General features: G+C 58.6%; 13 protein-coding genes. 11 read left to right on the top strand and 2 right to left on the bottom strand.

Annotated features, from left to right (window positions below):
* The 4 genes from IB246_RS27170 (at nt 1) to IB246_RS27155 (ending at nt 4,978) form a co-directional block, all read left to right on the top strand.
* Complete coding sequence (locus tag IB246_RS27170; RefSeq protein ID WP_008040031.1) at nt 1-1,059, top strand: alpha-ketoacid dehydrogenase subunit beta; 1,059 nt, start codon at nt 1-3, stop codon at nt 1,057-1,059.
* Nucleotides 1,060-2,331 (top strand): dihydrolipoamide acetyltransferase family protein, encoded by a 1,272-nt coding sequence (locus IB246_RS27165; protein ID WP_008040033.1) that lies wholly within the window; start codon nt 1,060-1,062, stop codon nt 2,329-2,331.
* 3 nt (nt 2,332-2,334) lie between these two features.
* A complete protein-coding gene (gene lpdA / locus IB246_RS27160) occupies nt 2,335-3,717 on the top strand; it encodes a dihydrolipoyl dehydrogenase (protein ID WP_008040034.1) in 1,383 nt (460 codons plus the stop codon).
* A 241-nt stretch (nt 3,718-3,958) separates the two neighbouring features.
* Entirely contained in the window at nt 3,959-4,978 is a 1,020-nt protein-coding gene (locus IB246_RS27155) for a branched-chain amino acid aminotransferase (RefSeq protein ID WP_008034076.1), read from the top strand.
* Between the two features lie 180 nt (nt 4,979-5,158).
* On the opposite strand, the gene IB246_RS27150 is transcribed toward IB246_RS27155, so the two are convergent.
* Nucleotides 5,159-5,989 (bottom strand): ArsR/SmtB family transcription factor, encoded by an 831-nt coding sequence (locus IB246_RS27150; RefSeq protein WP_008040035.1) that lies wholly within the window; start codon nt 5,987-5,989, stop codon nt 5,159-5,161.
* Nucleotides 5,990-6,071: 82 nt separating this feature from the next.
* Between IB246_RS27150 and IB246_RS27145 the strand changes: the two genes are divergently transcribed.
* The 4 genes from IB246_RS27145 (at nt 6,072) to IB246_RS27130 (ending at nt 10,204) form a co-directional block, all read left to right on the top strand.
* Nucleotides 6,072-7,184 (top strand): cytochrome P450, encoded by a 1,113-nt coding sequence (locus tag IB246_RS27145; protein ID WP_008040036.1) that lies wholly within the window; start codon nt 6,072-6,074, stop codon nt 7,182-7,184.
* A 116-nt stretch (nt 7,185-7,300) separates the two neighbouring features.
* A complete protein-coding gene (locus tag IB246_RS27140; protein ID WP_008040037.1) occupies nt 7,301-8,332 on the top strand; it encodes a D-cysteine desulfhydrase family protein in 1,032 nt (343 codons plus the stop codon).
* Between the two features lie 301 nt (nt 8,333-8,633).
* A complete protein-coding gene (locus tag IB246_RS27135) occupies nt 8,634-9,872 on the top strand; it encodes an S-type pyocin domain-containing protein (RefSeq protein WP_008040039.1) in 1,239 nt (412 codons plus the stop codon).
* 23 nt (nt 9,873-9,895) lie between these two features.
* Nucleotides 9,896-10,204: a hypothetical protein gene (locus IB246_RS27130; RefSeq protein ID WP_219739876.1), complete on the top strand. Its 309-nt coding sequence runs from the start codon at nt 9,896-9,898 to the stop codon at nt 10,202-10,204.
* A 101-nt stretch (nt 10,205-10,305) separates the two neighbouring features.
* Here the strand turns inward: IB246_RS27130 and IB246_RS27125 are convergent, their stop codons facing one another.
* Nucleotides 10,306-10,644: an FKBP-type peptidyl-prolyl cis-trans isomerase gene (locus IB246_RS27125; protein WP_032832522.1), complete on the bottom strand. Its 339-nt coding sequence runs from the start codon at nt 10,642-10,644 to the stop codon at nt 10,306-10,308.
* 163 nt (nt 10,645-10,807) lie between these two features.
* Here IB246_RS27125 and IB246_RS27120 point away from each other — a divergent pair, with 163 nt between their 5' ends.
* The 3 genes from IB246_RS27120 to IB246_RS27110 all read left to right on the top strand — a co-directional run bounded on the left by IB246_RS27120 (nt 10,808) and on the right by IB246_RS27110 (nt 13,658).
* On the top strand, nt 10,808-11,881 hold the full coding sequence (locus IB246_RS27120; protein WP_008040041.1) for a sensor domain-containing diguanylate cyclase: 1,074 nt from the start codon (nt 10,808-10,810) through the stop codon (nt 11,879-11,881).
* Between the two features lie 127 nt (nt 11,882-12,008).
* Nucleotides 12,009-12,614: a LemA family protein gene (locus IB246_RS27115; RefSeq protein ID WP_008040042.1), complete on the top strand. Its 606-nt coding sequence runs from the start codon at nt 12,009-12,011 to the stop codon at nt 12,612-12,614.
* A gap of 24 nt (nt 12,615-12,638) precedes the next feature.
* On the top strand, nt 12,639-13,658 hold the full coding sequence (locus IB246_RS27110) for a M48 family metallopeptidase (RefSeq protein ID WP_008040045.1): 1,020 nt from the start codon (nt 12,639-12,641) through the stop codon (nt 13,656-13,658).
* Nucleotides 13,659-13,713 lie beyond the last annotated feature (55 nt).

Raw genomic sequence — 13,713 nt, 5'->3', positions numbered from 1 at the left:
ATGAACGATCACAACAACAATATTCAACCGGAAACCGCCATGACCACGACCACCATGACCATGATCCAGGCCCTGCGCTCGGCCATGGATGTGATGCTTGAACGTGACGACAACGTCGTGGTGTTTGGTCAGGACGTTGGCTACTTCGGTGGCGTGTTCCGTTGCACCGAAGGCTTGCAGAACAAGTACGGCACCTCCCGCGTGTTCGATGCGCCGATCTCCGAAAGCGGCATCGTCGGTGTTGCCGTGGGCATGGGCGCCTACGGTTTGCGTCCGGTGGCCGAAATCCAGTTCGCCGACTACGTGTACCCGGCATCGGACCAGATCATTTCCGAAGCCGCCCGCCTGCGTTATCGCTCGGCCGGCGAGTTCACCGCACCGATGACCCTGCGCATGCCATGCGGCGGCGGCATCTACGGCGGCCAGACGCACAGCCAGAGTATCGAGGCGATGTTTACCCAAGTCTGCGGCTTGCGCACGGTGATGCCGTCCAACCCTTACGACGCCAAGGGCCTGCTGATTGCCTCCATCGAAAACGATGACCCGGTGATCTTCCTGGAGCCAAAACGCCTGTACAACGGCCCGTTCGATGGTCACCACGAACGTCCGGTCACGCCATGGTCGAAACACCCGGCCGCGCAAGTCCCGGACGGTTACTACACCGTGCCGCTGGACGTCGCCGCCATCACCCGCCCGGGCAAGGATGTGACCATCCTGACTTACGGCACCACCGTTTATGTGTCGCAAGTCGCCGCTGAAGAAAGCGGGATCGACGCTGAAGTCATCGACCTGCGCAGCTTGTGGCCGCTGGACCTGGAAACCATCACCAAGTCCGTGAAGAAAACCGGCCGTTGCGTGATCGTTCACGAAGCGACCCGCACCTGCGGTTTCGGTGCCGAACTGGCTGCGCTGGTGCAAGAGCATTGCTTCCACTACCTGGAAGCGCCGATCGAACGCGTCACCGGTTGGGACACCCCCTACCCGCACGCGCAAGAGTGGGCGTATTTCCCTGGTCCGTCCCGAGTGGGCGCGGCTTTGCATCGGGTTATGGAGGTCTGAATGGGCACGCACGTTATTAAAATGCCGGACATTGGTGAAGGCATTGCAGAAGTTGAACTGTCGGTATGGCACGTCAAAGTCGGCGACATGGTCGTCGAAGATCAGGTGCTGGCCGATGTCATGACCGACAAGGCGATGGTCGACATCCCTTCGCCGGTGCACGGCAAGGTGATTGCGCTGGGCGGCGTGCCCGGCGAAGTCATGGCGGTTGGCAGCATCCTGATCAGCATTGAAGTCGAAGGCGCGGGCAACGTTAAAGAGTCGGCCCAGCCTGCGGTTGCCGCCGCGAAAGAAGCACCGGCACCCAAAGTCGAAGCAGTTGTGGCAACCAAACCGGCTCCTGCCGCAGCGCCGCGAGCGGCCGTCTGCCAGGGCCCGATGGTGGCTCGCGAAGCCGACGAGCGTCCGCTGGCCTCCCCGGCCGTGCGTAAACATGCGCTGGACCTTGGCATTCAATTGCGCCTGGTGCGTGGCACCGGCCCTGCCGGTCGCGTGCTGCACGAAGACCTGGACGCCTATCTGGCGCAAGGTCAGTCGAATGCAACGACTGCCACCGCCGCTTATGCTCAGCGCAACGACGAAGAACAGATCCCGGTGATCGGCATGCGCCGCAAGATCGCCCAGCGCATGCAGGACGCCACCCAGCGCGCCGCCCACTTCAGTTATGTAGAAGAAATCGACGTCACGGCCGTGGAAGAACTGCGTGCGCACCTGAACGAAAAACACGGTGCGACCCGTGGCAAGCTGACCCTGTTGCCATTTTTGGTCCGCGCCCTGGTCGTCGCCCTGCGCGACTTCCCGCAGATCAACGCCCGTTACGACGACGAAGCCCAGGTCATCACCCGCCTCGGCGCGGTGCATGTGGGCATCGCCACCCAAGCCGACATCGGTTTGATGGTGCCCGTGGTGCGTCACGCCGAAGCCCGCAGCCTGTGGGATAACGCCGCCGAAATCTCCCGCTTGGCCAACGCCGCGCGTAACGGCAAGGCCAGCCGCGATGAATTGTCCGGTTCGAGCATCACCCTGACCAGCCTCGGCGCGTTGGGTGGAATCGTCAGCACCCCGGTGCTGAACCTGCCGGAAGTGGCGATCGTCGGCGTCAACAAAATCGTCGAACGCCCAATGGTGGTCAAAGGCCAGATCGTGATCCGCAAGATGATGAACCTCTCCAGCTCCTTCGATCACCGCGTGGTCGATGGCATGGACGCGGCGCAATTCATCCAGGCCGTTCGTGGCTTGCTCGAACAACCCGCTACCTTGTTTGTGGAGTAAGGCATGCAGATTTTGAACACCACGCTGCTGATCATCGGCGGCGGCCCTGGCGGTTATGTGACGGCGATCCGTGCCGGTCAGCTGGGCATCTCGACCATACTGGTGGAAGGCGAATCGTTGGGCGGTACCTGCCTGAACATCGGCTGCATTCCGTCGAAGGCGCTGATCCACGTTGCCGAGCAGTTCCACCAGACGCAGCACCACAGCCAGCACTCTGCGCTGGGCATCAGCGTGTCGGCGCCGACCCTCGATATCAGCAAAAGCGTCGAGTGGAAGGACGGCATCGTTGATCGCCTGACCACAGGCGTTTCGGCGTTGCTGAAAAAGAACAAAATTCAGGTTATTCAAGGTTTTGCGAAAGTTATCGATGGTAAAACCGTAGAAGTCGGCGACACGCGCATTCAGTGCGAGCACCTGGTGCTGGCCACCGGTTCGAAAAGCGTCAACCTGCCGATGCTGCCGATTGGCGGGCCGATCATCTCCTCCACCGAAGCCTTGGCACCCACATCGGTACCGAAACGGCTGGTGGTGGTCGGTGGCGGTTACATCGGTCTGGAACTGGGGATTGCCTATCGCAAGCTCGGCGCCGACGTCAGTGTGGTCGAGGCGCAAGATCGCATCCTGCCGGCCTACGACGCTGAACTGACCCAGCCTGTTCATGATGAATTGAAAAAACTCGGCGTAAAGCTTTACTTGAAGCACAGCGTCCAAGGCTTTGATTCTAATAACAATACGTTGCAGGTTCTCGAACCGAACGGCGAAACCCTGAACCTGGAAACCGATCAGGTACTGGTCGCCGTTGGCCGCAAACCCAACACCCAGGGCTGGAACCTCGAAGCGCTGAATCTGGACATGAACGGCTCGGCGATCAAGATCGACAACCGTTGCCAGACCAGCATGCGCAACGTCTACGCCATCGGCGACCTCAGCGGTGAACCGATGCTTGCGCACCGGGCCATGGCTCAGGGCGAGATGGTGGCCGAGCTGATCAGCGGTAAAACCCGCGAGTTCAACCCTACCGCTATCGCTGCCGTGTGCTTCACCGACCCGGAACTGGTGGTGGTCGGCAAGACCCCGGACGAGGTCAAGACAGCGGGCCTGGACTGCATCGTTTCAAGCTTCCCGTTTGCGGCCAATGGCCGGGCGATGACGCTGGAATCGAAAAGTGGCTTCGTGCGAGTGGTCGCTCGTCGGGACAATCACGTGATTGTTGGCTGGCAGGCCGTTGGCGTGGGTGTTTCGGAATTGTCGACTGCGTTTGGCCAAAGCCTGGAAATGGGCGCCCGACTGGAAGACATCGCCGGCACCATCCATGCGCATCCGACCTTGGGCGAAGCCGTCCAGGAAGCGGCGTTGCGTGCGTTGGGGCATGCGTTGCACCTGTAATTCAGAACAATGGATGGCGGCGGAGATGGCCCCATCGCTAGCAGGCTAGCTCCCACTTTGGAATGCGTTCTCCTGTGGGAGCTAGCCTGCTAGCGATTTCTTGAGGCCAACACAATTTATCTGTCTGTCATCCGATAGTCCGGGCTGCGATTTAGGCCCGGAATGAAGTATTGTTGTCCCCATCCAAAAAACGTCAGAAGCCTTGAACCGTTTCGACGGTTGTTAAGTGATAGAGGGTGTCATGGGTAACGAAAGCATCAATTGGGACAAGCTGGGTTTTGATTACATCAAGACAGACAAGCGCTATCTGTCGCACTGGCGTAATGGCGAGTGGGACAAAGGCACCCTGACCGAAGACAATGTGCTGCACATCAGCGAAGGCTCGACTGCCCTTCACTATGGCCAGCAATGCTTCGAAGGCCTGAAGGCCTACCGTTGCAAGGACGGTTCGATCAACCTGTTCCGCCCGGACCAGAACGCCGCCCGCATGCAGCGCAGCTGCGCCCGCCTGCTGATGCCGCATGTGTCGACCGAGCAGTTCATCGAAGCGTGCAAGGAAGTGGTCCGCGCCAACGAGCGTTTCATCCCGCCTTACGGCACCGGCGGCGCGCTGTACCTGCGGCCGTTCGTGATCGGCGTGGGTGATAACATCGGCGTGCGTACCGCACCCGAGTTCATCTTCTCGATCTTCTGCATCCCGGTTGGCGCTTACTTCAAAGGTGGCCTGACCCCGCACAACTTCCTGATCTCCAGCTACGACCGTGCCGCCCCACAAGGCACCGGCGCAGCCAAGGTCGGTGGCAACTACGCCGCCAGTCTGATGCCTGGTTCCCAGGCCAAGAAGGCGCATTTTGCCGACTGCATCTACCTGGACCCGATGACCCACACCAAAATCGAAGAAGTCGGTTCGGCCAACTTCTTCGGGATCACCCACGACAACAAGTTCGTCACCCCGAACTCGCCGTCGGTGCTGCCGGGCATCACCCGTCTGTCGTTGATCGAACTGGCCAAGACACGTCTGGGCCTGGAAGTGGTTGAAGGTGACGTGTTCATCGACAAGCTGTCCGACTTCAAGGAAGCCGGCGCTTGCGGTACGGCTGCCGTGATCACCCCGATCGGCGGCATCAGCTACAACGACCACCTGCACGTGTTCCACAGCGAAACCGAAGTCGGCCCGGTCACCCAGAAGCTCTACAAAGAGCTGACCGGCGTGCAAACCGGTGAGATCGAAGCGCCAGCAGGCTGGATCGTCAAGGTTTGATCTGACCTCTGCTGCATCCAAGCCCCCCATCGTCTTGGCGATGGGGGGCTTTTTTATGAGCCAGACATTCCATTCGCCTCAGAACTGTAGGAGCCGGCTTGCTGGCGATGGTCGTTAACGATAACGCTTACTGACTGGTTCACCGCGGTGCACTGGAGTCCATCGCCAGCAAGCCGGCTCCTACAGGTTCTGTGTTTCCCGAGAGTCCGTGTCAGGAACTCCGTTCGCCAGCGCGATCCGCTTGCCCACCCTGCCCTTGATGCCGCTGACCTGACCGGCCTGGGTGATCAATCCCGGAATCAGCTCGCCTACGGGCAGACTTTGCTTCAGGTCAAACCGGGCGCCGATTTCCTTGCGGCCCAACGCGGTCAACGTCAGCGCCCGGCTGTCCAGATCCTGCGTCACCCATTTGCGCTTGATCGCCGTTTGCAGCAACGCCGCGCCCAACGAACCACCCAGATGCGGGCGGCGCATGCTCCAGTCCAGGCACGGGCAGGCAAACCGTCGGCGCTGCGTGGTCAGGTCGTTGACTTCAATGCCCAGCCCTTCGAACAACGCCTCGCCGCTGTCACTCAACCGATAAGCCTGTTCATCGGTTTCCAGCAACCAGCCTTTTTCCAGCAGCCGGTCATGCAGCAACACCGCCAGCGTGCCGGCCATGTGGTCGTAGCACGTGCGGGCAAATTGCAGGCGGTCCGGAGTGCGTGGGTTGAACGTCGGCGCGGTGTTCTGGCCGATCACCATCAACGCTTCCAGCGCCTGGGCCACGCGTTTGTCCGCGAGGCTGTAATAGCGGTGACGCCCTTGAACATGCAGACGCAGCAGCGCCAGGTCCTTGAGTTTGGCCAGATGCGCGCTGGCAGTGGAAGCGCTGACTTCGGCAATCGCCGCCAACTCGGTGCTGGTGCGGGCGTGGCCGTCCATCAAAGAACACAACATTTTGGTCCGGGCCGGTTCGGCAATGGCCGCCGCCACCTGTGAAACACCGAGGTCGTGTGGTTCTGCGTTCATATTTCGCTCCCGGACGAATCAAGCCCTTTTCGGACTGGAGATAGTAGCAACACTTTTCCCACCACGAACAAGGCTGCGACCCATGGACCCGATCATCGCTGCGACTCATGCCGATCCTTATCCTTATTACGCGCAACTGCGCGCTCAAGGCGGACTGGTTTTTCACCAGGGACTGAAACTGTGGGTGGCCAGTAGCGCCAAAGCCGTGGCGGCGGTGCTGGCGCATCCTGACTGTCACGTGCGGCCGACTCACGAACCAGTGCCCAAGGCCATTGCCAGTGGCATAGCCGGCAAGGTCTTCAGTCAGTTGATGCGCATGAACGAGGGCGAACGCCAGCGTTGCCCAAGATCGGCGATCCAGCCGGAGGTGGCGCTTATTGACGGGGAGGAAGTCAATGCGTTGGTCGGTGCGCGGTTGCTCAGCCCCGACGCCGAAGGGCTGCACAAGGCAATGTTTCTTGGCCCGGTGTGCGTAGTGGCGGCGTTGCTGGGTTTTTCGCCCGCACAGGCTCGGGTGATCAGCGAGCTGACCGGGGATTTCGTCGCGTGCCTGTCGCCCCTCAGCGCTCAGGCACAACTGGACGCTGCCCATGCGGCGGCGGAACAGTTGCGCGGTTATTTCATTGAGTTGCTGGACGACCCGGACAATCAAAGCGCCCTTCTTGCCGGTATCCGCCAGCGGTTTTCGGCAACCTCCGCCGACAGCGAAGCCCTGATTGCCAACCTCATCGGCCTGTTCTCCCAAACCTATGAAGCCACCGCCGGGCTGATCGGCAATGCGTTACTGGCGTTGATTCGACATCCGCAGTGGCTGAACGATTCGATCAACATTGACGACCTGTTGGCCGAAGTCCAGCGCTTCGATCCGCCGGTACAGAACACCCGTCGCTTCGTCGCCGCATCCTGTGAAATCGAGGGTATGAACTTCAATGCGGGCGATGTGATCCTGGTAATGCTGGCGTCGGCCAATCGCGATCCGCAGTTCAATGAGCAGCCTGATGCATTCATGCTTGAACGCCCGCAGCGACGCAGTTTCACCTTCGGTGCCGGTCGTCATCAATGCCCGGGGCAGGTGCTGGCCATGAGTATCGCCAGCGCCACGCTGAGGCAGATTCTGGCCTTGAAGCCCGCGCTGGAGCACTTGACCTGGCGCTACCGCCCTTCCTTGAATGGCCGAATCCCGCTGTTCTCGTGAAGAGCATGCCGGCGCATTTGTTACATCAGGTTAAGGGTGTAATGACTGGCAATGCGTTTATCGCGAGTGACTTTCTCCCTAGAGTCACTCTGATAAACGTCAGCGAGGCGCCATCGATGCAAACCCAACTGGACAAAGCCCTGAGCGCATTTGCGCGAGCAGACCTTCTGCAAGGCCCCACGCCCATTCAACGAGCCGAACGCCTCGAACAGCTGTTGGGCCTGGGGGCGCGGGGAATTCGCCTGTTTCTCAAACGCGACGATCACATGTTGCTGGGCGGTGGCGGCAACAAACTGCGCAAACTCGAATTCCATATCGGTGCGGCGCAGCAGGCCGGCATTGATACGGTCATTACTGTCGGCGGCGTGCAGTCCAACCATGCGCGCCTGACCGCCGCAGCCTGCGCACGCCTGGGCATCGCCTGCGAATTGATCCTGACGCGCTCGGTCCCCAAGACTGATGTGGATTACGAACTCAACGGCAATGTGCTGCTCGACCAATTGTTTGGCGCGCAACTGCAAGTGCTGGCGGGAGGCACCGACTCGCTCGCCCGGGCCGAGGCTCGCGCGGCGCAACTTCGGGACGCGGGGCACAAGGTGCTGGTGATTCCCATGGGCGGTTCAACGCCCCTCGGCAGTCTCGGTTATGCGCGTTGTGCCGCAGAAATCACGCAGCAGGAGACGGCACTCGGCCTGCTCTTCAATCAGGTCGTGGTGCCCAACGGCAGCGCCGGCACCCACGCCGGGCTCGCGGCAGGCTTCCAGTTGCTGGACCGAGGGGCCTCGATGGTCAAGTCTTACTCGGTGTTGTCAGATAGGGAATCGTCAGCCGCCAGAACCCTGAAATTGACCCAGGATACGCTGGCATTACTCGGCGGCAATACCAGCGTACGACCCGAAGAGATCGTCGTTGACGGCAGTCAGTTGGGCGAAGGTTACGGTCTGCCTACCGAAGCCATGCAAGTCGCCGTACGGTTGATGGCTCGCGCTGAAGGTCTGTTGATCGACCCGGTGTACTCCGGCAAGGCGTTTGCCGGCCTGGTGGCGGATCTCAAGCAAGAACGTTTTCGCGCCGGGGACAACGTGTTGTTTGTGATGACGGGCGGGACACCGGGGTTGTATGCGTACCGGGAGACGTTTCAGGGTTAGCCCCAATTCGCCGAACGCCTGATCGACCGCGTTATCGTTCATCGCCGGCAAGCCGGCTCCTACAACGCCCTTTGTAGGAGCCGGCTTGCCGGCGATGGCGGCATGACAACCAACATCGTTTTCGCGCGAACATCTAAGAACAAAACACCCAGCACCATTGCCAACAACTACGTCCGTTCAGGAAAGATCAATTGAGTCAATCTTGTAACAACAGGCATGTTTTCAGATCCGTCCTACAGCCAGGCATAGCCTTCACGAGATAACGTCCGCATCGCTTTCAAAGGATGTAACAAGGACGCTCATGTCTCGCAAAACAGACATTCCACGGATTCAAAACCCACCCTCAGGGGACGGACATCACGTCACCAGCCGGTATATGACCGCAACCGAACTGGCGGAGCGGGATGCCAGACAAAAATCTTATGACGACATGATGGCCCGCCAGCAGGCTTACGAAGATCGTATTGTCAGGCAACCTCTGCAGGAAAATCGACCCACTAAGGGTTGCGTGTTCACCAAAAGCTGCAACCTCCCGTACGGAGTAATCGACCACGACAACCCAGCGGGGTTTGTTCCTGTCGAGAAACTGGCTGACTACGGAAACTTCTCTCTTCTGGGTGGTCGCGAAAGGGACGCGGCAGGAAACATTCCTCTCAAAAAAATCAGCGGTAGTGCGTTACCTGGCTCTCTTGGAACGCTTCTCTTGGGCGGGGCTGGAACGGCTGGTTTCGGGACCACAGTTGCCGGTGGTACAGGGGTAATAACTGCTGGTGTTGCTGCCGGCGCGTTAGCGGGCGTCGTTGCACTGCTCTGGCCGTCCAGTCTTGGGGACAGTTCCCTATACTCAGAGGAACAGCTCAAGACACTCAAGGAAGGTCGTACACGTGTCCGCCTGCATGTAGAACAACAGGCCGATGGAATTTTAAAGGGCTATGGGTACAACACCCAGAAGCGCAGCGACTGGGAAATGATTCCCGTCGTGCAGTTCGTGGCTCAAGGCTCTCAACAGGTGGCTGACTTTGGCAACGGGACAACGCTGATATGGACACCTGCCGTAGACCCGTCCAGCAATTCGGGAATCCCACCGCTGGAAGGTGCTCCACAAGTCCCGCACATCTGGATTTATCCGCCTACGCCAGCCGCAGACAGCATCATCGTTAATCCGATCTACCCGCCTGAGTATAAGGATTTCATTCTTGTATTCCCGGCTGATTCTGGCATCAAGCCTCTTTACATCGTCTTAACCCTGGAGTTCGATGCAGCCAGTTACCATGGAAAAACGGATACCCCAGTGAAAAGCAAGGGACCCGCCAATGGACAGGAAGCGCTCGACAACTCAGTGCAGGTAAAACCTACATCGGCACGTCGGATTGGTGTTGATCCAGAAACCAAAGAATTTGTCGTCTTTGATCGTACGGGAGGGGACATTTACCACGGCCATGTCAGGCCTTGGGATAAACTCCATCAAGATATGAAAAATGCTCTGATCAAGGCTAAAAAAGCCGACAACAAAGGAAATATTCTGGGGGTTGAAAGGTGAGTCTTCTCTATCAAGATCCATCAATGAGCCACGACGAAGCGGTCAGTCTTCTTGATACCGGCTTAGAAACAAGTATTGTCACCGCGCTGATTTCCATTGGCTTGAATGAGCAGGATAGATTTTGGGCCCAGACCATTTGCTTGAAATATCTCGACAGTGGCAGCGAGCGAGTCGTGGCATCGGCTATCACGTCGCTCGGTCATATAGCCCGCAGACACGGAACATTGGATATGAACGCAGTGCTTCCCGCCCTCGATACTGCGAAAACAAAATTCCCGGCACTTGAAGCGACCGTTGCTGACACGCTAGATGATATTGAAACTTTCATCTGACTCGCTAAATAAAAACCGGAAATCCTCCCAGCAGAACATAAAACCTGCCATCACCTCTAATCTGGATGACAGGTTTGTGTTTTCAGGCCACAACCAACAAATCAATCATCCCGCGTCAAAACTTCCAGCAATTCAATCTCGAAAATCAGGTTCGAGTTCGGCGGGATCGCCCCCATCGTGCGCTCGCCATAGCCCAAATGTGCCGGCACCAGCAATTTGCGCTTGCCACCGACCTGCATCCCCATGATCCCCTGATCCCAGCCTTTGATCACACGTCCGGTGCCGATCACGCACTGGAAAGGTTTGCCCCGGCTGTAGGAAGAATCGAACTCGCTACCGTCTTCCAGCCAGCCACGATACTGGGTGGTGATCAGCGCACCTTTGACGGCAGCTTTGCCGTCGCCCGCTTCAAGATCGATTACCTGCAGTTCATCATTCATCATGTTCACTCTATTGTTCATTCGCCCAATTGGACGTAACGGCGCCGTTTTCCCAGAAACGTGCGCGATTGGCAACCCATACGGCCTGTTTCTGTCACTAGGCGTGAACTAAGATATGCAGCACCTACCCTAGGAATCAAAACGCCATGACGGCAACCTCTGCATGATTCATGTCTGGACCGGCGCAGCCATTTGCGCGTTGCTGCTTGCCCTGATTATCGCGCTGATCTGTCGCGAGCGTTCGCTGCGAAAGCAGCTCGACGAATATCGCGTGCTCATCACCCACCTGTCCGAACGACAAAACATCCATCAGGACAGCGACGCCGAACGCTTCAAACGCAGCCAGTATTTCGCCCGAATCGGCACCTGGGACTGGGATGTCGACACCGATCGGCTCTACTGGTCGGACGCGATTTACGGCATGTTCGGCTTCAAGATCGGCGAAGTGACGCCCTCCTACGCCTTGTTTTGCGCCTGCGTGCATCCCGACGACCGGGTCAGGGTGCGGGCCGGTGAGCTGCGTTGCCTGGAAACCGGCGAGAACCATGACGAGGAATACCGGGTCATCTGGCCCGACGGCACCATCCGCTGGTTGCGCGAGACCGGCAACGTGGTGAAAAACAACCACGATGAAACGATCAAGATGATGGGCGTGGTCCGCGACATCACCGAGGAAAAAGCCTCCGCCAGTTACCTGCAGCACCTGGCCCATTTCGACCCGTTGACCGGCCTGCCCAACCGGTTGGTGCTCGAAGAGCGTTTGTCCGAAGCGCTAGAACAAGCCCGAATCACCGCCACCCGAGTAGCGCTGGTGTTCGTCGACCTCAATGGTTTCAAGGCCATCAACGACCGTTACGGCCATGCCGCCGGCGACCGCGTACTCGTCACCACCGCCACGCGCCTGAAGCGAATCCTGCGCTCAACCGACACCGTCGCCCGCATCGGTGGCGACGAATTCGTGGTCATCCTCCAGGGCCTGCCGCAAGGCGGCAGTTTGCAAGACGAAGCCCGCAACATCTGCCAGAAAATCTTCGTCGAACTCTCACCCCCCGTGACCATCGGCAACGACCAGCGCCACATCGGCACCAGCCTGGGCGTCGCGGTGTTCCCCGATCATGCGCCGAGCATGGACCGGTTGATTCATATTGCGGACCTGGCGATGTATGAGGCCAAGCGCAGCGGGAATAATCAGTATCGGTTGGGCACCGAGCCCCCGGTGCGGGTTCACAGCGAATAGGCTTTGACGCGCCACTGGCCGACATGAAGCTGCACGATCAACCTGACTTGGCCGAAAGCAGTCAAGCCTTGGGTTTTCCGTTAACATCCTGCGCAAAATCTCCTTCCGTGAACAAGGACATCACACCATGAGCACTAACAGCATCGTCTTGCTGGTCATTTTGGCCGTTCTGGTTCTAGGCATTCTGTACGTCATCGGGCTCTTCAATAGCCTGGTCGCCCGCCGCAATGAAATAGCAAATGCCTTCGCGCAGGTTGAGGTGCAACTCAAGCGCCGTTATGACCTGATCCCCAATCTGGTAGCAACTGCCAAAGGTTATCTGACCCATGAGCGCGAGACGCTCGAGGCCGTCATCGCCGCGCGCAACAACGCACTGGCCGGGCTCAAGGCCGCCCAGGCTCAACCGGGCGACGCGCGAAATATGGCTCAACTGAGTCTGGCCGATGGTGTACTCAGCAGCGCCATGGGGCGACTGAATGTCACCCTGGAAGCCTACCCGGAACTCCAGGCTTTGCAGGCCATGCAGCAACTCAGTGAAGAAATCAGCAGCACTGAAAACAAAGTGACTTTCGCCCGCCAAGTGTTCAACGACGCGGTGCTGACCTACAACAATCTCAAACAAAGCTTCCCCGCCGTGCTACTGGCCGCTCGCTTCGGCCATGCCGCCGATGCCACCCCGCTGGAATTCCCCGACACCGCGTCTATTCAACAAGCACCTCAGGTTTCCTTCTAAAACGCTTTGCCCACGGATGGTCCGATGAATTTTTTTGAGCAACAGCGCCAGGCCAGACACCGAACGGCGCTGCTCGTCCTATTGATGATCCTGTCGGTGCTAAGCCTGATCACCATAACCTGCCTCGCATTCAGTCTTGACCATGCGAATGACGGCAGCCGCAGATTGACCCTCAACTGGCAAGCCGTCGGGGTTGTGGCGCCGTTAATCATCGGCGTTGTTCTGCTGGGCAGTCTGGTCAAGTACGCAGAGCTCCGGGCCGGCGGCAAGGTCATCGCAGAAAAACTGGGCGGACGTCTGATCAATCACGGCGGGCGAACGCTCGAAGAGCAACGTCTGATCAACATCGTCGAGGAAATGGCGCTTGCCTCAGGCATCGCTGTGCCGACGGTCTATCTGTTACCGGATGAGGGCATCAACGCCTTCGCGGCCGGGTTCACCCCCGAAGATGCAGTGATCGGCGTGACGCAGGGTGCGATATCGCTGCTCACGCGAGAAGAGCTGCAAGGCGTGATTGCCCATGAGTTCAGCCATATCTACAACGGGGACATGCGCCTCAACATGCACATGCTGGCAATCATTAGCGGACTGCTGGTGCTCGGACTGGCGGGCAGCCTGATATTGGTCAAAGCGAGTCAGAGCAACCACCGTGACCAACGACTGAAACTGGCGGGTGTACTGATCGGCATTTTTTTGTGTATAGCCGGATTCGCCGGGAGTTTTTTTGGCAGTCTGATCAAGGCCGCCGTCAGTCGGCAACGTGAATTTCTGGCCGATGCCACAGCGGTGCAGTACACCCGAAATCCGCAAAGCATTGCCGGCGCACTGAAAAAAATTGGCGGTCATGCACAAGGCTCGCACATCAAGGCCGCCAGGGCGGGTGAGTTCAGTCACCTGTATTTCAATACTGGCGTGTCGTCGGCAATGGATCGTTTATTTGCAACCCATCCTGATTTGAGTGAGCGAATCCGGCGGATCGATGCGCAATGGGACGGCATTTTTCCTCACGTTGAAATCCCTCGTTCTCAACTAAAAAGGAACTGAATAAACATTGGGGGTTTCTGTTCATCGGCTTTGTTGCAGGTGAAATACGCAACAA

The organism is Pseudomonas sp. PDM01 (assembly GCF_014852325.1).
Lineage (GTDB): Bacteria > Pseudomonadota > Gammaproteobacteria > Pseudomonadales > Pseudomonadaceae > Aquipseudomonas > Aquipseudomonas migulae.
Note: the sequence above shows the minus strand (reverse complement) of the source record. Positions and strands in the feature narration are given on the sequence as shown.